The sequence below is a fragment of the Streptomyces zhaozhouensis genome, assembly GCF_900230195.1.
Lineage (GTDB): Bacteria > Actinomycetota > Actinomycetes > Streptomycetales > Streptomycetaceae > Streptomyces > Streptomyces zhaozhouensis.
In genome coordinates, this window is sequence record NZ_OCNE01000023.1 from 1 (window position 1) to 23,396 (window position 23,396).

Annotated in this window: 16 protein-coding genes and 1 tRNA gene; 7 read left to right on the forward strand and 10 right to left on the reverse strand. The window is 74.0% G+C overall.

Going from position 1 to position 23,396, the window contains the following annotated elements; genetic code table 11:
* Positions 1–1,209 precede the first annotated feature (1,209 nt).
* Positions 1,210–1,278, forward strand: a tRNA-Arg gene (locus CRP51_RS28985).
* 462 nt (positions 1,279–1,740) lie between these two features.
* Here CRP51_RS28985 and CRP51_RS24425 read toward each other — a convergent pair.
* Genes CRP51_RS24425 through CRP51_RS24440 form a run of 4 tightly spaced genes read right to left on the reverse strand, consistent with a single transcriptional unit; the run spans position 1,741 to position 6,626 of the window.
* Entirely contained in the window at positions 1,741–2,757 is a 1,017-nt protein-coding gene (locus CRP51_RS24425; protein WP_097233496.1) for a Rieske (2Fe-2S) protein, read from the reverse strand.
* Position 2,758: 1 nt separating this feature from the next.
* Positions 2,759–3,772, reverse strand: coding sequence for a phytoene/squalene synthase family protein (locus CRP51_RS24430; protein WP_097233497.1), 1,014 nt, complete (start codon positions 3,770–3,772; stop codon positions 2,759–2,761).
* Positions 3,769–5,310 (reverse strand): phytoene desaturase family protein, encoded by a 1,542-nt coding sequence (gene crtI / locus CRP51_RS24435; RefSeq protein WP_097233498.1) that lies wholly within the window; start codon positions 5,308–5,310, stop codon positions 3,769–3,771. The genes CRP51_RS24430 and crtI overlap by 4 nt, the downstream gene beginning before the upstream one ends.
* Positions 5,307–6,626 (reverse strand): polyprenyl synthetase family protein, encoded by a 1,320-nt coding sequence (locus CRP51_RS24440; RefSeq protein ID WP_097233499.1) that lies wholly within the window; start codon positions 6,624–6,626, stop codon positions 5,307–5,309. The genes crtI and CRP51_RS24440 overlap by 4 nt, the downstream gene beginning before the upstream one ends.
* Before the next feature lie 293 nt (positions 6,627–6,919).
* Between CRP51_RS24440 and CRP51_RS24445 the strand changes: the two genes are divergently transcribed.
* A complete protein-coding gene (locus CRP51_RS24445) occupies positions 6,920–8,116 on the forward strand; it encodes a lycopene cyclase family protein (protein WP_097233500.1) in 1,197 nt (398 codons plus the stop codon).
* A 206-nt stretch (positions 8,117–8,322) separates the two neighbouring features.
* A complete protein-coding gene (locus CRP51_RS24450; RefSeq protein ID WP_097233501.1) occupies positions 8,323–9,927 on the forward strand; it encodes an FAD-dependent oxidoreductase in 1,605 nt (534 codons plus the stop codon).
* Positions 9,928–10,073: 146 nt separating this feature from the next.
* Here the strand turns inward: CRP51_RS24450 and CRP51_RS30045 are convergent, their stop codons facing one another.
* Both CRP51_RS30045 and CRP51_RS24460 read right to left on the reverse strand, forming a co-directional pair.
* Entirely contained in the window at positions 10,074–14,246 is a 4,173-nt protein-coding gene (locus tag CRP51_RS30045) for an nSTAND1 domain-containing NTPase (RefSeq protein ID WP_097233502.1), read from the reverse strand.
* Between the two features lie 2 nt (positions 14,247–14,248).
* Positions 14,249–14,587 (reverse strand): CU044_2847 family protein, encoded by a 339-nt coding sequence (locus tag CRP51_RS24460; RefSeq protein ID WP_245880781.1) that lies wholly within the window; start codon positions 14,585–14,587, stop codon positions 14,249–14,251.
* 225 nt (positions 14,588–14,812) lie between these two features.
* Between CRP51_RS24460 and CRP51_RS24465 the strand changes: the two genes are divergently transcribed.
* Entirely contained in the window at positions 14,813–15,388 is a 576-nt protein-coding gene (locus CRP51_RS24465) for a GNAT family N-acetyltransferase (RefSeq protein ID WP_097233503.1), read from the forward strand.
* A gap of 184 nt (positions 15,389–15,572) precedes the next feature.
* Positions 15,573–15,884: a hypothetical protein gene (locus CRP51_RS24470; RefSeq protein WP_097233504.1), complete on the forward strand. Its 312-nt coding sequence runs from the start codon at positions 15,573–15,575 to the stop codon at positions 15,882–15,884.
* Between the two features lie 57 nt (positions 15,885–15,941).
* Here CRP51_RS24470 and CRP51_RS24475 read toward each other — a convergent pair whose 3' ends face one another.
* The 4 genes from CRP51_RS24475 to CRP51_RS24490 form a co-directional block, all read right to left on the reverse strand.
* A complete protein-coding gene (locus CRP51_RS24475) occupies positions 15,942–16,943 on the reverse strand; it encodes an aldo/keto reductase (protein ID WP_097233505.1) in 1,002 nt (333 codons plus the stop codon).
* A 14-nt stretch (positions 16,944–16,957) separates the two neighbouring features.
* The gene (locus tag CRP51_RS24480) at positions 16,958–17,557 is read right to left on the reverse strand and encodes an LURP-one-related family protein (RefSeq protein WP_097233506.1); all 600 of its coding nucleotides are present in this window, start codon (positions 17,555–17,557) and stop codon (positions 16,958–16,960) included.
* A gap of 114 nt (positions 17,558–17,671) precedes the next feature.
* The gene (locus tag CRP51_RS24485; protein WP_170970660.1) at positions 17,672–18,991 is read right to left on the reverse strand and encodes a nucleotidyl transferase AbiEii/AbiGii toxin family protein; all 1,320 of its coding nucleotides are present in this window, start codon (positions 18,989–18,991) and stop codon (positions 17,672–17,674) included.
* Positions 18,988–19,707, reverse strand: coding sequence for a hypothetical protein (locus CRP51_RS24490; RefSeq protein ID WP_245880782.1), 720 nt, complete (start codon positions 19,705–19,707; stop codon positions 18,988–18,990). The genes CRP51_RS24485 and CRP51_RS24490 overlap by 4 nt, the downstream gene beginning before the upstream one ends.
* A gap of 187 nt (positions 19,708–19,894) precedes the next feature.
* On the opposite strand from CRP51_RS24490, the gene zwf reads away from it, so the two are divergent.
* Together zwf and CRP51_RS24500 are read left to right on the forward strand one after the other, a co-directional pair.
* Positions 19,895–21,364 (forward strand): glucose-6-phosphate dehydrogenase, encoded by a 1,470-nt coding sequence (gene zwf / locus CRP51_RS24495; RefSeq protein WP_097233507.1) that lies wholly within the window; start codon positions 19,895–19,897, stop codon positions 21,362–21,364.
* On the forward strand, positions 21,361–23,259 hold the full coding sequence (locus tag CRP51_RS24500; RefSeq protein WP_097233508.1) for a glycoside hydrolase family 15 protein: 1,899 nt from the start codon (positions 21,361–21,363) through the stop codon (positions 23,257–23,259). Before zwf ends, CRP51_RS24500 begins: the two co-directional genes overlap by 4 nt.
* Positions 23,260–23,396: the final 137 nt, after the last annotated feature.

Below are 23,396 nucleotides of genomic sequence, written 5' to 3' on the forward strand. Positions count from 1 at the left end.
GGTCAGGTTGTCCGGCACACCGTCGAACTCACGCCGGAACGCGTCCGCCGACAGCCCCGCCCACTCCAACATGGCCCGCTCGCCCGCCATGCCCCTGATCTTGCCGAGCGCCTCGCCGACATCGTCGGCGAACTCCTCCAACTCATCGGCCAGCTCCGGACCTCGTCCGGATCACCCGGCGTCGGGTCCCGATCCATGTCCACCGGTGACCAATCAGACGGCCGCGCCACGATCCCCCCGAGGTCGCTTTCCCCAAAGCGGACGAAACACTACTCAGAGAAGGCGACGCGAGCAATGGGTGATCGACGGACCGAGGTGGTCGGGCACCCGGGGGCACAAAGGACCAGGCCCATGTCAATGACCTGGGCCTTCACCATGAGAGCGGGCGACGAGAATCGAAGCGCGCTCTGAGTTTGTGGATCAGCGGTTGTCGGGGCGTCACCTGTCGCCTGAGCTGCTGATACATCCAGGCTGGCGGCTTCGTGAACTGCCGGAGATATCGGGCCGTTGACCGCTGTTCCCTGCCCGATCTGGTGCGCATCTGGTGCGGCGAAGTGCCACCTCGTTGCGAACTACGGGCGTGGAGGTTGCTGGGGTCTGCCGGGCTGGTCAGCCAGCCACTGGGGGGCGATGGCGGCTGGCTGCGGTCGCGCGGGTTGCTGTACTCCTCTGCTACCGCAACCGACGTGCGCCGCACCACCGTTCGGCGACGCCTGCTGTCCGCCAACCTCGCCGGCGACCACCTCGCCGAGGTCGCCAATGCCACCGAGCACGGCGTCCACCGCATCAACGCCAACCCCCGACTGCCATGGTCATTCCTCGCCCATACCGGCCTGACAATCCACCCACCACACCCACCGAACTTACGAAAAGATCAGTAGAGGCTGAGTGGGCGCCCCGCCGCGATATCCGCTTCGGACGCTCGCGCCCTTCTGCCAGCCCGGATGGCGGCGCCGATCGCGCAGGAACGGACGGACGGACCGCGGAGGCCCGCGATGGGCCTGCCCGGGTCGCGGCGGCGAGCCAGCCAGTCGGCCCGTCTCTCCACACCAGGTTCAGCGCCTCCTCCACAGTCCCGATCGGCCCCTCATCGCGGGGCGAGCGAAGAGGAATGCCTCGGCCGAGGAGGTCGTCACCAGAGCGCTGTGTCAAATACGTGTCCAAGCTGGCGGTAGCCGCCGTAATCGACTCTAAAGACGCAGGTCAGGAGCCTGATCACCCTCATAGCTCGGGTGCCTTCTAAGCACTTGGCCGCAGGTTCGAGTCCTGCCGGGGGCACTTCCTTCACATCTGACATACGCACAGGTCAGCGGGCGCGCCACCGGCCGCCGGGCGAACCGGTGGGCGGGGTCGGCGGAGGGGACCGATGTCCGGTTCGCGGCGGTCCGCCCCGGCCCTCCCCGGGTGTCTGTGTCACATACGTGTCCACGTTTTCCGTCGGCGGGGCCGGGGCGGGTCCCGGGCGATCTCGCCCCGTCGCCGCGGATCCCCCTTCCGTCCATGAAGACAGCGCGCGTAGGTGCCGAGGAGGACGGGGAGCGCGGGGCTCCTCGCGTTCCCGGCTCCCGACGCGTCGGGTCACCGAGCCCGCCCGTCGGTCCCCCGCTCCCCCTGGAGCACGAGCGCCCCCGAACTCGGAACCGCTCGCGGTCCGTGTGACCACGCAGAATCTTCACCAGCGCCGGGTGGCGGGGAAGTGCCCGTCAACCACCGCCCCCCGCACCGCACTTGGGCCCGCTGTCAGCCGGGGAAGCGGCCGGAAGCGCGAAGCCGCCACCGCCGCTCGGCGTAGGCCAGGTCATCACGCCACAGCCGCCCCGCGGCCGAGCGGATGAGCGGTCGCAGCAGTGGCGCGACCTTGCACGCGGCGACGAACCCGAGACGATCGGACGCGGCGACGACGGCTTCGACGACCGCGGTGCGCGGGCGTCCGAGCTCGTCGGGGCCCAGGGGGGTGGTATGCGTTTCGACGACGGACCCCTTTCCTTCACCTTCGGTGATGTGCATGACGACCGTGCGCGGTTCCGGGACGGTGAAGACCGCCCGCACCGGTACGACCAGCCGGCCGACCACCTTGAAGGACACGTCGACGACGAGACGGTCCTCATCGGCCTCTTCCGAGCCCTTCGCCGTGTCCGCCACCGTCAGGTCGACGAAGGAGTAGGGGTGGAACCAGGCGCCGTGCCACGGGTCCAGCCGGTTCGCGAGCACGTCTTCCGGCTCGCACACTCCCGTAGCCGAGTAGACGGCCGCCAGTGTGTGAGCGCCCCCCGGGCGGCGCGGGAGATACGGAGCCCGCGACGGGTCCTCCCCACCCACCTCGTCCAGGCGCACCCAGGTCAGAACGCCGTCGTCGTGCACGGGCAGCGGCTCCCAGCCGGCGAACGGGGAGCCGTTCAGAGCCAGGCCGTGCCAATGGCAGACCAGGGTGCCGCACCGGACGGGACTGTCCCGCAGCGGCGCGCCCAGATGCGGGCAGACGCCTGGGCCACCCACCAGGCGACCGTCCGGAGCACGCCAGACGACCACCTCCCGTCCCGCCACGGTGCGCCCGAGGGGTCGACCGGCCCCGAGGTCGCCGGAGGGGCCGACGACGTACCAGTTGCCCGAGGGGCGGGCCTGAGCCCGCTTCAACGCCTCGGCGATCAGTGCGGGTCGCGCTGCCCGCCAGGTGGGGCGCTGCCGCTCCCATGCGGGAGCGTGCCGCCGTACGGACAGCGGGAATCGACGGCGCGGGGCCGCGGGGGCGGAGGTCACGCTATCTCCCGGCAGATCGCGCGGCGTGGCTTCCCCGTCGCTCCGGCCGGGGCCTGACGCGAGACGCCGTGCCGCCGCCGGCCAGAGCACTCGCGCGTGCGGCCACCGCCCGCGCGAGCCCGTCGGCCGCTACGGCGGCGCGGCGCCGCCGCGGCACGACGGCGCGGCGGTGCAGCACGGCGTAGCCGTCCCGCGCGACCGCGTCCAAGATGCCGCCGTACAGGACGAACGCGGCGTGGACGCAGGGCCGCGACACCGCCTCAAGCATCGGGAGCCCCGGCGCCGCCTCCCGGTACACCCCTCGGGTCAGGGCGGCGAACTCCCGCAGAGCCGACGTGATACGCGAGTCCTGACGGCCGCTGGCCCTGCTCCACCGGAGCAGTTCCCGATCGACGCCGTGGACGGCGAGCAGGTCGGCGGGCAGGTACACGCGGCCCCGGTCGAGGTCCTCACCGACGTCTCTGAGGAAGTTGCTCAGCTGGAAGGCGATACCGAGGGCGGCGGCATAGGGGGCTGCCTCCTCTCGTGGCACCACCGTGCCGAGGACCGGGAGCGTCTGGAGGCCGATGACCGCGGCGGACCCGTGCATGTAACCGAGGAGAGCCGCGTAGGTGGGGTAGTCGGTCACGTCCAGGTCGGAAGCCATGGCCGCCATGAAGTCACGGAACAGTCCGTGGTCGAGGGAATAGCGGCGCGCCGTGTCGGCGACGGCCGTCACGACCGGTTCCCGGCTGCGCCCCTCTGCCAGCCCCGCGCTCAGGTGGCGTCGGAGTTCCGCGAGCGCCGCGCCGCGCGCGCGGGCGTCCACCGCCGGGTCCAGGGAGTCGACGATGTCGTCGGCCCACCGGGCGAAGCCGTACAGCGCGTGCACGGCGGGTCTGCGGTCCGTGGGCAGCAGGCGCGTGGCGAGGAAGTACGTCTTGCCGTGGCGCGCGTTGAGGGCCCGGCAGCGACGGTACGCCTCGCGCACCTCGGGGTCGGTGATTCCGGCCGTGTCGAGTTCGCGGTGGGTCATACCAGGGGCTTTCCGCTGAGGTGTCCACGAGGCACGCGCGGCGGCCGTGCCCGGTCCGTCGGACCGGTGATCCGGGCCGCCGCGAGTTTGCCCGAGATCAGGACGGTGGGAACGCCGACGCCGGGTGTGGTTCCGCAGCCCGCGAGGACCGCGTTCTCGATGCCGTCGACCAGGTTGCGGGGGCGGAAGGGTCCGGTCTGGGTGAGGGTGTGCGCCGCGGAGAACGGCGTGCCGGCGGCGTGTCCCCGCGCCTGCCAGTCGGCCGGGGTGACCAGGCACTCCGTCTCGATGCTCTGCGCGATGCCGGTCAGTCCGCGGCTCTCCAACTCCCGCAGGAGCGTGGCGCGGTAACGCGGGCCCAGTTCGGACCAGGCGGCGGCGTCCGGCCCGACCTCGGTGTTCGGGCACGGCGCGAGGATGTAGTGCAGGTGGCGGCCCGGGGGAGCGAGCGCCGGATCCGTGGCGGTCGGGCGGGTGATCAGCAGCGAGGGGTCGCGCATCAGCTCGCCGGTTCGGGTGAGTTCGTCGAAGGTGGACCGCCACGCCGACCCGAAAAAGAGGGTGTGGTGCCCGAGTTGCGGCCAGGTGCGATCCGTTCCGGCGTGCAGCACCACCGCGGACGGGGAATGACGCAACGGCGAGGGTCGCCGGGGCCGGCGCCCGAGGAGCTGATACGTGACCGGCAGGTCGGGGGTCAGGACCACCGCGTCACACGGGATCCGGCCCTGGTCCGTGATGACGGCCGTGACGCGCTCACCTGCCCGTTCGAGGCGGTTGACCTCCTGCCCGAACCGCAGGTCGGCGCCCGCGTCGCCGGCCGCGTCCGCCATCGCCCGCGGCAGGGCGTGCACGCCGCCGCGCGGGAAGTACACGCCGGCGACCGTGTCCATGTAGGCGATGACGGCGTACGCCGCCAGCGCTCTGCGCGGTGGGACTCCGGCGTACAGCGCCTGGAAGGAGAAGACGCGGCGCAGCCGCTCGTCGGAGAGGAAGCGGCCGATCCGCGCGTCCAGCCGGCCGAACCCGCCCAGCGCCGCCAGGCGGGCGAGGTCCGAGCCCAGCAGGTTCCACGGCGAGTCGAAGTTGGCATCGATGAAGCTACGCATCTGAACCCGGTAGAGCTTCGCCAACCAGGCCCGCAGGCGCCGGTAGCCCGCTGCCTGACCAGGGCCGGCGAAGCGCTCCACCTCGGCGGCCATCGCCTCCTCCTCGGTGTGGACGTCCAGCGCGCTGCCGTCCGCGAAGCAGGCCCGGTAGGCCGGGCGCAGGGGGATCAGCTCCACGCGTTCCCGCAGGCTGTCCCCCACCGAGGCGAAAGCCTCGTCGGCGAGTTCGGGCATGGTCAGCACCGTGGGCCCGGTGTCGACCTGGTACCCCCCGGCATCGAGGCGCCCGGCCCGGCCTCCGGGCAGCGGGTCCCGTTCGACCACGGTGACGCGGCGCCCCGCCCCCAGCAGGCGCAGGGCAGCGGAGAGCCCGGCGAGGCCCGCCCCCACGACCACCACGTGGTCGGTCGGGCCGCGCAGTCCACGCGTCATCGGCGAGCCTCCCTCGACGTCGCGGCAGGGGCGCCGGCTCCGCGTGGTGCCGGACGCGGATCGGGGTCGCTGGACGAGGCCCCCGAAGCCGCCCGCCTCAGCAGGCGGCGCAGCGGAGCACCACCGACGGGGTCGAGAACGGCGCCGTCGTAGTGCCGCAGTCCGAGGTCGAGCAGGCGGCCGATCTTCTTCTCGACGGCGCCCCGGGCGCCGGTCCTCTCGACCACGTGCCGCACCTCGTCGAGACCGGGGCCGGTCAAGGCGGCGTCGCCGAGGGAGGCGTCGAGCACAGCCAGCGCCTCGCCGTCCCCGGCGGCCTCGGCCCTGGCGCGCGCGAGAGCGAGCAGATAGGTCGTCTTCCCCTCACGCACGTCACCACCGCAGTCCTCGCCCGGCGTCCCGGCCTCGCCGAACACGTCGGTCAGGTCGTCACGGAGCTGGAACGCGACGCCGACGCACCGACCCGCGGCGTAGAGCGCGCGCCTCGTGGCGTTGTCGGCGCCCGCCAGGACGGCGCCGAGCGTGAGCGGACGCTCCACGGAGTACAGGGCGCTCTTCAGGCAGGCGGCACGCAGCGCGCGTGCGGGCGAGTGGACCGCCGTGACCTGCCCGTGCACGTCCAGGTACTGGCCGGCGACCATCTGCGTGCGCATGTCGCTCCACACACGGCGCACGGCACGGGCCGACGGCTCGGGGAGCGCGGTCTCGGCCACCAGGTCGTCCGCCCACACCAGCGCCAGATCGCCGGCCAGGATGCCCGCGGCGGCCGAGAAACGTGTCACCTGGTGCGCGGGCGCGCAGGCGGCGTACTGCGCCTCCACGTCGGCGTGGAGCGCGCGACCGCCACGCCGCAGGCGCGACCCGTCCATCACGTCGTCATGTACGAGGGCACAGGTCTGCAGTAGCTCGATCGCCGCGCCCAGGCGGAGACCGGAGACGATGTTCTCGCTTCCTCCACCACACGCGCGCAGCGACCACCACAGCAACTGCGCACGGGTGCGCTTGCCCCCTGTCCGGGTGAAGTGGTCGACCCGCGCCGCGAGATCCGCGGCGAACAGGCCGTCCAGCGCCCCAGCGGTCCGCAGTCGGTCGGACAGCACGTGGGCGAGTACCCGACCGACAGCCTCGGCGGGGTCCGCGTCGACGGCGCTGACTTCGCCGAACCCGGCGGGAAGCGCGCTGGCCGCCTCGTCGTGCCGAACCGTCGGAGCGGCTCCCTCCGGCCGCGTGCGGGCCGGTGAGGCCGAGGACGGGGGAAGCCGCGCGGCAGGTGAACGCGCAACCACCTGGGGGACCTTCGCCTCGGGAGGGCGCATCCCGATTCCTCTCGTCGTGAGGGCGGATCACTCCGTACGCGACCACACGCGGCGCGTGGGACGGACTCGAAGGCGGGCGGACCGCACGCACACGGCAGGCTGTCGCACGACGGGGCCCGCACCGCTCCGCTTCGCCGCTGCCGGCCCCCGTTCACCCGAAAGCTCCGCGCCCGGGCACGCGTGCGGGTGAACGAGCCCGCGACATCGACGGGCGCGGCGGACCCGCACGCGGGCACGGGCGTATAGGTGGAAGCCGCCATCTCCTCGTGAGGCGCCGGGACGAAGGGACTGCCGTGCTGGAGGCGGACGTAGCCGTGGTGGGAGCCGGCGCGGCCGGACTGTCCCTCGCGCACCGCCTGACCGGCCATGTGCCGGGACTGCGCACACCCTCCGTCGTCCTGGTCAACGCGCCACCCGGACCTCTGCGGCCCCCGCCGCGCACCTGGTGCTTCTGGGAGGCCGGCCCCGGCAGGTTCGACGAGGCCACCACCGCGGCCTGGCGGCACCTGCGCGTGCGACCGCGCCACGGCGCCCCCGTCGAAGCCGACATCGAGCCACTGCGCTACAAGATGATCCGTTCCGAGGACTTCGAGAGGCTGGTCGACCGCACTCTGGCGGACAGCCCCAACGTGCGCCGGGTGGAAGCGACCGTGGAGAGGGTCGAGGCGGAGGGGAGCGCTCACGGCGGAGCCCGCCTGCACCTCCGGGACCCGGCGGGGCGCCCCGAGGTGATGAGCGCCCGCTGGGTCTTCGACTCCCGTCCGCCGCTGAGCCCGCCGAGGGCCCGCACCAGACTGCTCCAGCACTTCCACGGCTGGTTCGTCCGAACGGCACACCCGGTCTTCGACCCCGACACCGTCCACCTCATGGACTTCCGTACCCCGCAGCCCGGACACGGCCTGTCCTTCGGCTACCTGTTGCCCGTCTCCCCCCGCGAGGCTCTCGTCGAGTACACCGAGTTCTCCGCGCGCCCGTTGACGGCGTCCGGGTACACCGCCGCGGTACGGGGCTACGCCGAGGATGTTCTCCGACTGGGTGAGATGCGGGTACTCGCCACCGAGACCGGCGTCATCCCCATGACGGACGCTCCGATGCCTCGGCAGGTCGGTTCCTCGGTGTTCCGCATCGGAGCCGCGGGGGGCGCCACCCGGCCCTCCACCGGGTACACCTTCGCCGGACTGCAGCGACAGACCCGGGCGGTCGCCGCCGCCCTGCGGCATGGGCGCCGCCCGGTGCCGCCCCCCGCACACTCCCGACGGTCGCGCGCCATGGACGCGGTGCTGTTGCGCGCCCTGGACAGTGGCAGGGTCGCCGGGCCGACGCTGTTCGCCCAGTTGTTCTCGCACACGCCCATGGCGCAGCTGTTGCGTTTCCTCGACGGGCACACGCGACTCGCCGAGGACCTTCGCATGGTGAGGGGGCTGCCCGCGGGGCCGATGCTCCGTTCAGCGTGGGAACTGCCCCTCCTGCCCCGACGAGCCTTCGACTGATCTCGGCCCCGACCTTCGCCCCGCGCGTACCGCGTGTCCCCGCCGCCCGAGGAACGGCCCGCTCCTTCACCGGCGGGGGTCAACGGCCTCACCGGTTCGGCCCAACGAACGGCGCGGCCATCGCCGGCTCCCCCCTGGCGACCCGAGACTGAGTGGCCATCCCCCGGCATCATCTCGCTGGCGACAGCACCGAAAGCGGCCCCACCATGACCCCCACACCGCGCAGCGGGCCCAGCCCGACAGACAAGCCAGGACGCGACCGGCGGGCGGTGCGCGTCAACGCCCCCGCGGCTCCCTCGCCCGGCTTCCACACCGGGCGGCCGCCCCGCGTCGCGGTCGTCGGCGGGGGCATCGCGGGGGTCACGGCCGCCGTGGCACTGGCGGAACGAGGCGTGGCGGTCGACCTGTTCGAACAGCGACCGCACCTCGGCGGACGTCTCGCGGGCTGGCCCACCCGACTCCGCGACGGCACCGACGCGACCATGTCGCGCGGTTTCCACGCCTTCTTCCGCCAGTACTACAATCTTCGCTCGCTTCTGCGTCGCATCGACCCCGGCCTCGGCATGTTGACGCCCGTGCCGGACTACCCGCTGCTGCACACATCCGGGCACATGGACACCTTCGCCGGTCTGCCGAAGGCCCCGCCGTGGAACGCGGCGGCCTTCATGATGCGCAGCCCCACCTTCCGCGCCGCGGACCTGCGGACGATCGACCGGCGGGCCGCGCTGGAGCTTTTCGACGTCGACGTTCCTCGTGTCTATCGCAGGCTCGACCACCTCGACGCTCGGAGATTCCTCGAACAGGTCCGTTTCCCGCCGAGCGCGCACCACTTGGCCTTCGAAGTCTTCTCCCGCAGCTTTTTCGCGGACCCCGCCGAGCTGTCGGCCGCCGAACTGGCCGTCATGTTCCACATCTATTTTCTCGGCTCCAGCGAAGGGCTCCTTTTCGACGTCCCCCGGCACACTTTCCCGACCGCTGTCTGGAACCCGCTGAGCGATCACCTGCACCGGTTCGGAGCCACCGTCCACACCGGAGCCACCGTGGCCGCCGTCGTGCCCGGGCGCCGTCGACGGTTCACCGTCGTGACCGGCGGCGACGCGAGAGCCGCCGAACACGCCGCCGACGCCGTCGTTCTCGCCGCGGACACCAGGGGGCTGCAGCGGATCGTCGACGCCTCACCGACCCTGGGCGACCAGGAGTGGCGCGGGCGCATCGCCAGCCTCCGCACCGCGCCGCCCTTCCTGGTCTCGCGTCTCTGGCTCGACCGACCGCTCAACGCGGACAGGCCCGCCTTCCTGGGCACCGGCGGATTCGGACCACTGGACAACATCAGCGTCCTCGACCGCTTCGAGGACGAGGCGACGACATGGGCGCGACGCCATGACGGAAGCGTGGTGGAACTGCACGCCTACGCCCTCCCACCAGGTACGGAACCGGAGCGGATCCAGGCGCGACTGGCACGGGAGATGCGTCGTATCTACCCTGAGGCAGCGAGCGCCACGGCGATCGACGAGCGGCACGAGCTGCACGCCGACTGTCCGCTCTTCCCCTCCGGCACATTCGACGAACGTCCGACCGTCACGACGCCGGACCCCCGCCTCGTCCTGGCGGGCGACCTGGTGCGGGTCGACTTGCCGGTGGCCCTCATGGAACGGGCGGCCACCAGCGGCTTCCAGGCGGCCAACGCCCTGCTGGCCCAGTGGGCGGTGCGCGGACACGACCTGTGGACCGTTCCCCAACAGGGCCGGACGGGCCTCCTGCGCGCCATGAGGGCGCTCTCGGCGCGGGGCGGAGCAGGGAACGCGACGTAGCCGCCCGCGAGTCCGTCAGCAACGCCGACATGCCCCGGGGCCGGGACCGGGCGCAACCGGTCATCGCGGCATACGAGAACCGCCTCGTCTGAGGGCGCGGCTCGGGAGGGGGACGGGCGGGCGGCTCCTCGTGCGGCCGTCCCCGCCTACCGGGCGCACACCGGATCGGCCGGCGGTCCGGACAGGTACCGGGCGCGCTCCCCCGGGGTGAGATCCCGGTCGAGGGCCCGGCAGATCTGTTCCACCGCCTCGTCGGCATCGGGGAGCGCCACGTTCCAGAGCCGTGCCGTGCCGTCCATGCCGGCGGTGGCGACGGCGGTGCCGTCCGCGCTGAAGGCCGCTTCGAGGACCGGCCCCGCGTGGCCCGTGAGGGAGAGGCGCTCCTGACCCGACGCCACGTCCCACAGGCGGACCACGTCGTCGCCGCCGGCGGTGACAAGCGTGGCGCCGTCCGGACTGAACGCCACGGAGGCGACCCCCTCGCCGTGCCCGGGAAGCCTCCGTCGTTCGTCACCCGTGTCCGCGTCCCACACCCGCACCCCGTCCGAGCCGGCGGTGGCGAGCGTGCCGCCGTCCGGGCTGAACGCCACCGCCATGACATAGCCGTTCTGGCGGGCCAGCGCCCCGCGCTCCGCTCCGGACCCCACGTCCCACAGCCGCACGGCGCCCTGGTGGTCGGCGGTAGCGAGGGTGGCGCCGTCCGGACTGAACCCGACGGCGCGGACATAGCTCTCCTCGACGGTCAGCGTGTGCCGCTCCTCACCCGTGGCCACGTCCCAGAGCACCACGGTCCACGAGTCCCCGGGGAGGGGCGTGCCGTTGTTGATCAGCCCGCTGGCGGTGGCGAGCAGTCCCCCGTCGGGGCTGAACTCCACATCCGTCACCTGGAAGGGGTCCGCCTCCTCGTAGGCGTACAACGGAAGCCTGCGCCGTTCCTCGCCCGTGGCCGCGTCGCGCAGGCGCACCGTGCCGTCGTCCTGGGCGGTCGCGAGGGTGCCGCCGTCCGGTCCGAACGCCAGGGACCGGGGGGCGACCCCGGGCAGCTCCCGGCCCTCGCCCGTCACGAGGTCCCACAGGCGCACGGGTCCGCCGCCGGACGGGTCCGCGCTGGCGAGCGAGGTGCCGTCAGGACCGAAGGCCCACACATAGCCGAAGCTCGGTTCCTGTACGGAAAGGGAGCGCGCTGTCTCCGCGCCGGGCGCCCGCCACAGCCGCACGGCCCCGTCCCGCCCCACCGTGGCCAGGGCGTGGCCGTTCGGACTGAACGCGACCGCCGAGACCGGGCCGTCGTGGCCGTGGAGATTCCGGCGTTCCTCCCCGGTGGCCACGTCCCATGTCCTGACGACCCCGTCGTCGCCCGCGGTGGCGAGCGTGGTGCCGAGCGGACTGAACGCCGCCCCGTTCGCCTGGCCCCGGTAGAGGACCCGGGTCTCCCCGGTGGCCGTGTCCCAGAGCCGCACGCCGTCCACGCCCGTGGTGGCGAGGGAGGAACCGTTCGGGTGGAACACCACCGAGGTCAACGGCCCCTCCTCCGCGGTGAACGCGCGCGCCTCGCCGGTCTCCATGTCCACCAACCGCACATCGCCGTCCGCCCAGTTCGCGGTGGCGAGCGTGCCGCCGTCCGGAGCGAACGCCGCCGAGGCCGCCTGCCCCTCGGGCCCGGCGAGGGTCTCCCGGTTCCGCCCCGTGGCCACGTCCCACAACCGCACCGTCCCGTCCCCGGCGGTGGCGAGCGTCCCCCCGTCCGGGCTGAACGCCACCTGATAGCCGCGCTCGCGCTCGTCGACGGCCAGGGTGTGGCGGGCCTCTCCGGTGGCCGTGTCCCACAGCCACACGGAGTCCACGCCGGCGCTGGCGAGCGTCGCCCCGTCCGGGCTGAGCGCCACGGAACTCAACGGCCCGTCCTGGCCCTCGAAGGCGCGGGCCACCTCTCCGGTGGCCGCGTCCCGCAGCCGCGCGACGCTTTCCCCCGCGGTGGCGAGCACCGCCCCGTCCGCGCTGAACGCCACCGAGGTCAACGGCCCGTCCCCGGTCGGAAGATGACGCAGCAGGCCCAGGTCAGCGGCGCGGTACAGGCTGGAACGCGCCTCCTCCGTGGGGCTGGTGCGGTACGACTGGACCGCCAGCAGCGACGCCAGGTCCGGGTCGGTGTCGAGGAGGGCGCCGGACACCTCGGCGAGCTGCCGTGACCGTGCCAGTCGCTGTGCGGTGTCGGCGTCGTCCTCGGCGCTTCTGGCGCTCCTCCCCTGCCAGTAGGCCACGCCGGCGGCGATCAGAGCGAGGGCGAGGACACCGGCCAGCAGGGAGTAGAGGCGTCGCCTGCGGCGCGCGGCGCCTTGGAGTCGGGCTCGGCTCGCCGCGAGAAACGCCAGGACGTCACCGGGCAGCGGGCGTTCCTCGGCCCACCGCAACCCCTGGGTGAGGTCCGAGCCACCCAGCAGGTCCTCGGGCAGCCCGCTCTCGGCCTGCCGTTCCTGCTGTTCCGTCACGCGGTGCAGCCAGCTCTGGAAGCTGTGGTCCTGGTCGATCCACCGGCGCAGGTCCCCCCAGTCCCGGATCAACGCCTCGTGCACCAGCTCCGCCGTCGCCCCCAGCGGCCCGTGGGAGGTCGTGATGACGCGCTCGCGGACCAGGGCGGCCACGGTCTCGTCGAACTCCGTGTCGTGCACGGCGTCCGGGACCCGGGGGTCGGTGCTGAGGGCGCGGAGCCGGGTGAGGGGAAGCTGCTGGCGGGTGGCGGGGACCGCGCGGGACGCGACGGCCGGGCGGACCAGGGCCGTGAGGACGCGCCGGGCGATCGGCCGCTGCCGAGGGGTCAGCCGGGCCATGGCGCCGTCGCACCAGCCGGCGAGGCTGCCGGTGACCTCGCCGACGCGTTGGTACGACTGGTGGGTCAGACGGCCGTCGACGCGCTGGTCCCACAACTGCCGCAACGCCAACTGGAGCGTCGGCAGCAGCGTCACCGGTATGCGGCGCGCGGGGTCGGCGGCGCCGAGGTCCTCGACGATCCGCTCGACCAGCCCGTCCTCCCACCGGGCGCCCGCGGCCTCGGCGGGGGCGCGGATGATGCCGTGCACCTCGGAGACCCGGAGGGCGGCGGGCACGTTGACCACCCCGGGGGTGGCCGCCGTCAGCAGGTCGGGAAGGAGCGAGGCGAGTCGCGGGTAGAAGTCGTCGCGCATCACCAGGAGCACCCGGACGGGCGCGTTCCCCTCGACCACGGTCATCAGTCGCCGCACGGTGGCGAGTCGCGAACCGGTGCGGTCGTCGTCGCCGAACGGCTGGGTGAGGAGCTCCTCGAACTGGTCGACGACCACGACCAGTCCGTCGCGGTCCGGCTCGGCGGCCAGACGGCGTTCCCACGCGGCGTCGACGCCCTCGTCCACCGCGCCTGGCAGGCCGGCGGCCTCCAGCTCGGCCGCCAGGTCCCGCCCCGGCCGGGCCACCACCGGTGCCCAACGGGCGCTTCCCGGCAGCCTCCCCCGTGCGAGCGCCGGCAGCACCCCGGCCTGGACCAGTGAGGACTTGCCGGCACCCGAGGGGCCGAGCAGCAGCACCAGCCGATGGTGCCGCAGCGCCGCCAGCACGTCTTCTATCGCCTCACCGCGGCCGTGGAACCAGGCGGCGTCCTCCGAGGTGAACGGCCGCAGCCCCGGATAGGGCAGCACCCGAGCCTCGGCGAGTCCGGGAACCACCGCGCGCAGCACCTCGGTCGGGGTCGCGTAGGCGACGCCCTGCCCCCGGCGCAACGCGTCCGAGGCGGTGACCGCGGTGACCATGCCGATCACCAGCCCGGTCACCTCGTCCACCACGGGACCGCCGCTGAAGCCGACCGTCAGGTCGTTGGCGCCCGTCAACTGGAGCAGGCTCTCCCCCGTTCCCGGGCGCAGCACGTCCCCGGCCGTCCCATAGCCGAAGTGCCCCCGCCTCGGGGCCTGCGCCGGGAAGCCGTAGGACGAGACCCGGTGCCCGCGCGTCCCCTCCGCCGAGCCGAGCATCACCGTCCCGGCAGACGGCGGCACGTGTGCCAACCGCACCGCCGCGATGTCGGCACCCTCCGGCTCGCGCCAGGCCCGGTCGTCCACCACACCGGCCGCCGAGCTGCCCTCGGGCTCGCGGGCGAACCGCAGCTCCACCCGTCGCCCGGGACCGCTTCCCGCGGCGGTCACGACGTGCGCGCAGGTCAGAACGGTGCCGGCACCGACGTGGAACCCGGCCCCGACCACCGTGCCGTCCGGTCGCAGGATCTCGACCACCGCCGAGGGCAGGGCGGAGCCCCGCGCCGGTCCCGCGGCCCCTAAGGGAAGTGCGTCCCCCATCGTCACGCCCCCTCGTCCCGGTCGCTCGCCTCCGCCGCGCGCTGCCACAGCACCCGCACCCGCAGATGGGTGGCCGCCTCGCCCTTGCTGAGGACGACTCCGGCCTGCGCCGAGAGGTTCACGCCGAACTCCACCTCCACCTCGGCCGGTCCGGCTTCCCTCAGTTCGGCGACGACGGCGCGGGCGAGTTCCCGGACCGGCGCCAGGGCGTCCTGCAACGTCAGCGGCAACTCCCTGACGGCGTCGGCCACCCGCCCCGCCTTCACCGGCCCCCCGGGCTCCGGCGGTGTCTCGAAGAAGATCTCGCCACCGCCCGACAGCGGCAGACGTTCCACGCTCACGATGCGCTCCCCTCCCGCGGCAGCGGTGTGCTCGCTCGCCGGCCGCGCGGCCGGCGGTGTCCGGCCCCTCCTCCTCGGGTCACCGGACCTCCCCTCCCCCTGAGACATACCCAGGCGGGGCCGGGGCGTGTCCGTTGGGCGCCGGACTGGTGCGTCGGCGAGCATCGCAGCCGGTCCACGCGGTGTGGATCGCGCCGTGCCAGTCCCGCGCCCCGGAGGAGACAGATGAACCGGCCACTGCCCCGCGTGCTCTCGGCGGGTGACGCCCCGCTGGTCGCGGACGCGACGCAGCTGCTCGTCGACGTCTTCCGCCACGACCCGAGCTGGAGGCGCCGCTACTGGTATCTGCGGGCGAACGGCGTCCGCCGCAAGCTCCGCCGCTACTACGCGCGGGCGATGGCGCGCTCCCTGGCCCACGGCCGCGTGGAGGCCGTCGTCGAGAACGGCGGCGTCGTCGCCGTCGCGCTCTGGGAGGCGCCCGGGACGCCCCGGCCGTGGGCGCGCCGGGTCCGGGCGCGGCTCGGGCGCGGCGGGGCGCGGGGTGGGGCGGCGGGGCGCCGTTGGCATCTGGAGGGCATCGCCGTGCGCGAGTCGGCGCGGGGGCGCGGCCTGGGCGGGGTGTTGCTGGCGCACGGGCTGCGCTCGGTCGACCGGCACGGCGCGGAGGCGGAGCTGGAGGCGACGACGCCCGGCAGCCAACGCCTGTACGAGCGGCACGGGTTCGTGGCGACCACCCGCCGGGTCTCGGCGACGCGCCCCCGCGAGATGGACATGGTCCGCCCGGCCAGGACGGAGGGGTGACGGCCCGGGAGACGACGGCCCGGGGGCGGATGTTGCGGCGCGTTAAGAGAAGTCGCGCGAGGGGGGTGCGTCCGTTAACCGCGCCGAACGTGCCCCCGCGATGGGATGGAGGCACGACGAACGCGGCGGGAAGCCGGGTTCACGCAACGTCCGAGTCGTCGGACCAACGCATCAGGGAGCACTCATGCGCACGTTCCGAGTCGTGGGGATCATCGCCTCCTCCGTCGCGGCCCTCGGCCTCACCGCCCTCGCCGTCACCTCGGCCAACGCCTCCGACAGCGGGGCGGAGGAGCGGAGCGGCACGCCGTCCACCAGCGAGACCGACCTGCAGCCCACCGAGTCCGGCCCGGCCCGGCCCGGCGAGGGCGACGTCGACCTCGGCCCCGGCGTCAGCGTGGAGAAGAACGAGGACGGCTCGATCGACCTCACCCAACTCACCCAGGAGGAGGTCGACGAGACGGACGGCTGGGAGCCGGTCACGCCGCCCGCCGAGTGACGCCCGCGCGCGGCGGGTGCCGGGCCGCATGGTCCACGCGGCCCGGCCCCCGCCGCGTCAGTGGCGGACCACGCCCCGCCACCCCGCCGGCAGTACGCCGGCGGCGCGGAGGTCGGCCCAGACGGCGGCGGGCAGCGGGTGGGCGAGGAGGCGGGCGGACCGCGTGATCTCCTCCGGGGTCCGCGCGCCGACGACGACGGCCGTGACGGCGGGGTGGCCGAAGGGAAACTGCAACGCCGCGGCGACCGGCGGGACTCCGTGGCGGGCGCACACCTCGTGGACGGCGCGCGCCCGGCCGGCCGCCGCCGCCGGGGCGTCGGGGTGCGCGTCGGGGTCGGCGAGGAGGCCGGAGTGGAGGACGCCGGCGGCGAGGACGGCGACGCCGCGCTCCTGGCAGAGCGGCAGCAGCTCGTCGAGGCCGGACTGGTCGACGAGGTTCCAACGCCCCGCCAGCATCACGCAGTCGGGGCCGGGCGCCGGCGCCTCGCGGAGGTAACGGACGGCGACGTCCGCGTGGTTGACGCCGATCGACACCGCCCGGACGGTGTCCGCGGCACGCAGGTCGGCCAGCGCGCGGTAGGTCTCGCCGACCGCGCCGGCGAAGTCCTGTTCCGGGTCGTGCACATGGAGCACGTCGACGCGTTCCAGCCCCAACCGCTCCAGGCTCTCCGTCAACGAGCGGACCACCGCCCCGTACGAGTAGTCCAGGCGCGCGCCGAGGCCGGGGGGCGGGTCGGCCCAGATCGGCTGCGTGTCGGGGCCGCCTGGCTCGATGAGCCGGCCCACCTTGGTGCAGAGCACATAGCCGTCCCGAGGCTCGTCGCGCAGGGCGAGGCCGGCGCGGGTCTCGGAGAGGCCGTAGCCGTAGACCGGCGCGGTGTCGAAGAGCCGCACCCCCAACGCGCGGGCGCGGCGCACCGTGCGCAGCGCCTGCCCCTCGTCGACGGCCCGGAAGAGCCCGCCGACGGAGGCCAGTCCGAGCCCGAGCCGGCTGACCTCCAGGCCGGTGCGGCCCAGCGGCACCGTCGCGGCCGCGCGGATGGCCGTCGTCCCGTCCATCGCGCCGCCCTCCCCTACCGTCCCTGCATCGCGTCGAGCGCGACCGCCAGGGCGACCACCAGGCGGCGGTCGAGGCGGGGCTCGTGGATCTCCACCAGATAGCGGTCGCGCAGGGTGCGCTTCCGGCTGACGGAGAGGGCGAGCGCGCCCTCCAGGCGGAAGTCGAAGTGGTAGGCCCAGATGGGCAGATCGTCGACGACCGGGATGAACCGCGCGACCCGGCGCGCCGCCGCCACCTTGGCGTTCCGCTCCGAGCCGGTCATGGTGGTCAGCCCCGGCTGGTCAAGATGCCAGGTGGAACGCGTCAGCGACTTCTTGAAGTCCTTGCTGAACGTGCCGACGACGGTCTCCCCGTCCGGGCCGGTCACGTCGTAGGTCCCGCCGAGGTCCACCACGTCGCGGTGGACAAAGCCGCCGAAGACGCTGGAACGTTCCGTGTCGTTCCAGAACGTGACACGTTCCCTCAGCGTGAGCCGCTTCTGCTGGGCGAAGGCGATGAGCTCCCCCTGCCCGCCGCCCGGGGCCTCCTCGTGTATCTCGTACTGGTTCACCGCGAGCCGCACCCGCTGGGTGAGGATCATGCGGTTGACCGCCTGAAGTCGGTCGCTCTCCATGGCCGTCTCCTGATCGCGTGGCCCGCGCTGGTGGTGGGGGCCGGGACAACGAAGCGTACGGAACGGGCGGGGCCGGGCCGCCCCGGCACCCCCGCCGGCCGGTCAGTCGTCCGGTCAGTCGTCCGGTTCCTCGCCCAGGTCGCGCAGGGCGAACCGCCGGAGGTGCGGCCTGGACCTGAGGGTCGCCCAGCGTTCGTCGGCGGCGAGCACGTCCTCCATCGTCCGCCGCACCGGGAGCGCCTCCGTCCCCGCGAGCTCGCGCAGGATCACGACGGCCGCGGTCAGACCGGACACGCCCTCCGCGGCCAGTTCGCCGAGGGCGGCGACCCGTTCGCGCGGGGCACGGGCCCGCGCTTCGTCGATCAGCGGCGCTAGCCAGCGGGCCCACCGCCGGTGCGGGGTGTCCCCCGGCTGGTCGGCCTCGGCCAGCAGCGGGGCGACGACGCGGCGCAGCCGGGTGGCGTAGTCGGCGGTACGGGCCGCCAACTCCGGGTACTCGCGCACGAAGTGCTCCCACTCGACCTCCATGTCCCCGAGCCAGGAGATCCACCAGTCGCCGGGCGGCGTCAGACGTTCCCCCTCCGAGCTCGGGACGGCCAGAAAGGCGGCGCGGACCAGCGCGAAGTCCGGCGGGGTGCGCTCGGCGAGCAGCAGCGCGTCGTAGATGTCCTTGCCCTGGACGTGCATGTCGCTGACCACCCACAGCAGCTTCCAGGCCAGCGAGAGTCCGGGCGAGGCGCCGAGGACCAGCGCGCCGGGGCCGTCGCCCAGCGGGCGCAGTCGGACGGCCTCGGGCCGTTCCGGCAGCGGTTCGTTGAAGACCAGGTCGAGCTGGACGGTGCCGCCGGGGGTACCGGGCGCGCTCCAGGGCAGCACCATGCGCCGGCCCGGCACGCGGTCGTAGGTCCAGATGCCCTCGACGGCCGCGCCGGCGGCGTCGATCGCCACCCCGCCGTGCGCACGGGCCGCGGCCTCGGCGTCGCGCGCGACGTCGGCGAGCAGCCCCGAGGTCTCCGGTCCGTCCATCGCCCACGCGGCGGGGACGACGACGAGGTCGAGGTCGCCGGGGTCGCGCGCCGCGTCGCCGAACCAGTTGGCCAGCAACACGCTGCCGCGCAGCACCAGATGGTCGGCCCACCGGCCGCCCGCGACGCCGGCCAGCACCAGGTCGAGCGCGGTGCGCCGGGCGCGGTGCCAGGCGTCGCGCGCGGCGGGGTCGTCGAACGTGGGCTCGCCGGCGCGGAAGGCCCGCGGGAAGTGCTTGAGCGCCGGGTCGAAGATCTCCGGCCGCCGCAGCCCCTCCGGCGCCGGCAGCAGCGTGGCGGGCAGCCGGGGCCGCCGGGGCGCCTCGGCGGCGGGGGCGCGCGGCGGCGCGGCGGCGGTCCCCGGCGCGGGCGCGGGCTCGGGCGTGGGCGTGGGCTCGGACTGGTTCACGGCGTGGTCGTCCCCTTCGTGGCGGTGCCTGGCCGCCCCGCGTCCCGCACGCCGGCGGCCGGGAGCCAGCCGTCGTCCAGGGCGAGGTTGCTGTCGTGCGCGACGTACTCCCGTTCGACCTCGACGACCCGGTGCGGAACCGACGCCACCGCCAGGGCGTCCAGCAGCGCGGCCAGCCGGCGGGTAGCGGTCGGGGAGCCGACGCCGGCGCAGCGCTGCGTGACGAACCGTTCCTCCGCGCCGTCCGCCCGGACCCGCCGGGCGTTCCAGGACACGTGGGCGCCGTGGGCCACGGCGAGGCGTTCCAGCGAGGGCCGGTCGTGGTCGGCGGCCAGCAGCAGCTTCACGTGGTGCTCGAAATAGCGTCCCGGGTGGTCGGTCCCGTCCGCCGCGTCGTGGGCGGGGACGCCCTCGGCCCAGGGCGTGGTCTCGATCTTGACCCGGGTCAACGGGTGCCCGTCGGCGGCCAGTCGGGCGGTGACCCCGGCGACGGCGCGGCCGGCTTCGGCCAGTGGGCCGTCGCCCCGCAGGCTGACCATCGGCTGGGAGGGCGTGGCGCCCCGGGCCAGCACGATGTGGACGAAGCCGTGTCCGTGGCGTTCCGCCCAGGAGGCCAGCGCCGCCACCCGTGCGGGCGGGCAACCGACCGTCAGATGGGCCTCCCACTCCCCCCGGATCGCCGGCAGCCCGCCGGCCGGGTCCCGCGTTCCCTCCATCGGCCCAGCCTGCCAGAGGGGCGGCGGGCCCGGCCAACCGTTTCGCCGGCCGGAGCCCGGCGCGGGGCGGGGCCGCACTCCGGTGACCCGGCGCGGTCCCCGGCGGGTTCCGTTGGCGGGGAGGGGGCGGGCGCGCACAGTGGGGAGTGAGCCGTCCGGCCCGCCCACCGAGGGAGACGACCGCCCCGTGAACGATGTCCACTCCTCCTCAGCCTCCCCCGCGGCCGTGCGCGACCCGCGGGTGCTGGTCATCTTCGGCGCGACGGGCGACCTCGCCCGGCGCAACCTCTTCCCCGGGCTCTTCCGGCTCTTCCGCGCCGGGCTGCTCCCGGACGACCTGCGGATCATCGGCTCCGGCCGGCGCGCGCGGGGCGATGTCCAGGACTTCCGGGACCGGCTGGGCGAGGGAGTGCGCGAGTTCGCCGGCGAGGTCTACGACGCGGGGCGGTGGGCCGAGTTCGCCGCCCGCGTCGACTACGTCGCCGCCACGACCGAGGACGGCTCCGAGCTGGCCGAGGCGCTGCGCCGGGCCCGCCGGGAGGCGGGCGAACGCGCCCGTCCGCTGCTCTACCTCTCCGTCCCGCCGTCCATCGCCGAGGAGATGGTGCGGATGATCGGGCGGACCGGGATGGCCGACGGGGCGTCGCTGATCATGGAGAAGCCGTTCGGCACCGACCTGGCCAGCGCCCGCGCGCTGGACGCGACCATCGCCGCGTACGTGCCGGAGGAACGGGTCTTCCGCATCGACCACTTCCTCGGCCTGGAGGCGGTGCGGACGCTGCTCGCCCTGCGGTTCGGCAACGGGATCTTCGAGTCCTTCTGGAACCGGGAGCATGTCGCCTCCGTGGTGATCGACGTGCCGGAGGCGCTGGGTCTCGAAGGGCGCGCCGCGTTCATGGAGTCGACGGGGACCTTCCGCGACATGGTCAGCACCCATCTCTGCCAGATGCTGGGGGTGGCCGCCATCGAGCCGCCGGCCCGGCTGGACGCGGACGGGCTGCGCGCGCAACGACTGAGTCTCTTCCGCGCGTTGCGGCCGCTGGATCCGGCGGAGACGGTCTTCGGCCAGTTCGACGGCTACCGTCAGGAGGAGGGCGTCGCCGACGACTCGACGGTGGAGACCTTTGTCGCGCTGCGCGCCTGGGTGGACAACTGGCGGTGGCGCGGCGTTCCGTTCCTGCTCCGCACGGGCAAGGCGCTGGGCAGCTCGGAGCGGCTGCTGACGGTGCGGTTCCGCGCGGCGCCGCTGGCGCTCTTCGACGGCGGGCGGGGCGCGCCGCGCGCGGACGAGCGCGGGGGCGACCGGCCGGACGCGCTCTCGCTGGAGCTGAGTGACCGGCCGCTGCTGCGGCTGCGGCTCGGCGCGAAGCGCCCCGGCGCCGCGCTGGACGTGGCACCCGGCGACCTGACCTTCCGCCCTGACGAGGCGTTTCCCGACGACGAGCCGCTGGAGGCGTACGAGAAGCTGTTGCTGGACGCGTTGCGCGGGGACCAGACACTCTTCACCGGGGCCGCCGAGATCGAGCGGCTGTGGGAGGTGTGCCAGCCGGTGCTCGACGCCCCGCCGGAGCCGCTGCCCTACGCGCGCGGCTCGTGGGGCCCCCGGGCGGCACTCGACCTGGCGGCGCCGGACGGTTGGGCGGTGCCGGACGCGTGAACCGCCTCGACCCGCCCTATCTCCCGATCGCCGAGCACGGTCTGATCGGTGACCTGCGCACGGCGGCCCTGGTCGGCACGGACGGCAGGATCGACTGGTTCTGCGCGCCGCGCTTCGACTCGCCCAGCGTCTTCGGCGCCCTCCTCGACCCGGAGCGCGGCGGCCACTGGCTGGTCAGGCCGGGGTGCGAGGTGGCCAGCAGGCAGCAGTTCTACTTTCCCGACACCAACATCCTCATCACCAGGATGCTCACCGAGGACGGCATGGTCGAGGTCCAGGACTTCATGCCGGTGCTGCGGGAGCACGACCCCGACCACCGGCAGCGACTGGTCCGCCGGGTGGTCAACGTGCGGGGCAGCACCCGGATGCGGGTGGAGGTGGCGCCGCGTTTCGACTACGGGCGCGGCACCCACCGGGCCGAACGCCGGGCGGACGGCGTGCTGTTCACCGGCGAGGGGCTGACGCTCTCGCTGCTGGCCGACGTGCCGCTCACCGTGGACGGCGGGGACGCGGTGGCCGCGTTCCCGTTGGCCGAGGGCGAGTCGGCGCTCTTCGTCCTGGACACGGCGGGCGGCGGGGAGCCGGCCGGCGTCGACACGGAGGAGGCGGAGCGGCTTTTCACGGCCACCGTGGCGTTCTGGCGGCGCTGGATCGGCCAGTCCGTCTACTCGGGGCGCTGGCGGGAGACGGTCAACCGTTCCGCGTTGACCCTCAAGCTGCTCACCCACGAGCCGTCCGGCGCGCTGATCGCCGCGCCCACGCTGGGGCTGCCGGAGCGGATCGGCGGCGAGCGCAACTGGGACTACCGGCACGTCTGGATCAGGGACGCGGCGTTCTCGCTCTACGCGCTGCTGCGGCTCGGCTTCACCAACGAGGCGGAGGCGTTCATCAACTGGCTGACGGGCAACCTGCGCGCCTCGGCCGAGGCGCCGGACGGCGTCGGCCCGCTGCGCGTGATGTACAGCATCGACGGCGACCCGAGCCTGCCGGAGGAGGAGCTGAGCCATCTCGCCGGCTACTGCGGCACCCGCCCGGTGCGCACCGGCAACGGCGCCTCGCACCAGCTCCAGCTCGACATCTACGGCGAACTGGTCGACAGCGTCTACCTGTTCAACAAGTACGGCACCGGCATCTCGCACGACAGCTGGACGGGGCTCCGCGACAAGCTGGAGTGGCTGCTGGAGAACTGGGACCGCCCGGACGAGGGCATCTGGGAGACCCGCGCGGGCCGGCAGGACCACACCTACTCACGGCTGATGTGCTGGGTGGCGGTGGAGCGCATGATCCGGATGGCGCGGCAGCGCGGCCTGCCGGGCGACCTGACGCGTTGGATGGCGGAGCGCGACCGGATCTACACCCAGATCATGGACCGGGGCTGGGACCCGGCGGCCGGGGCGTTCACCCAGCGGCTCCGCGCGGAGGACGCGGGCGGCGCACCGCGGCACAGCGGGGGTGACGGGCGGGGAGGCGACGGGTCGGCGGGGCCCGGGGGTGAACGGCCCGTGCTGGACGCCTCGTTGCTGCTGATGCCGATGGTGAAACTGATCTCGCCGACTGACCCCCGCTTCCTCTCCACCCTGGACGCCGTCACCGAGCACCTGGTCGCCGACACCCTGGTCTTCCGCTACGACCCGAGCCTGACGCCGGACGGCCTCGGCGGCACCGAGGGCACGTTCTCGCTCTGCTCCTTCTGGTGGGTGGAGGCGCTCACCAGGGCGGGCCGGATCGAACAGGCCAGGCTGGGGCTGGAGAAGATGTTCACCTACGCCAACCATGTCGGGCAGTACGCCGAGCAGATCAGCCTGACGGGCGAGCATCTGGGGAACTTCCCGCAGGCGTTCACCCATCTCGCGCTGATCAGCGCGGCGGTCAACCTGGACCGGGCGATGGGCTGAGCGCGCGGCGCGGCGGCCCGTGCCGCCGGAGCGCGGGCGTCACGGCTGTGTACGGGAGGTGACCGTGCTGGGAGGATGGCGTGTTGACGGCTTCGACGTCATGCCCGTGTGTCCGTGTGCCCCATGTCCCCGTGCCG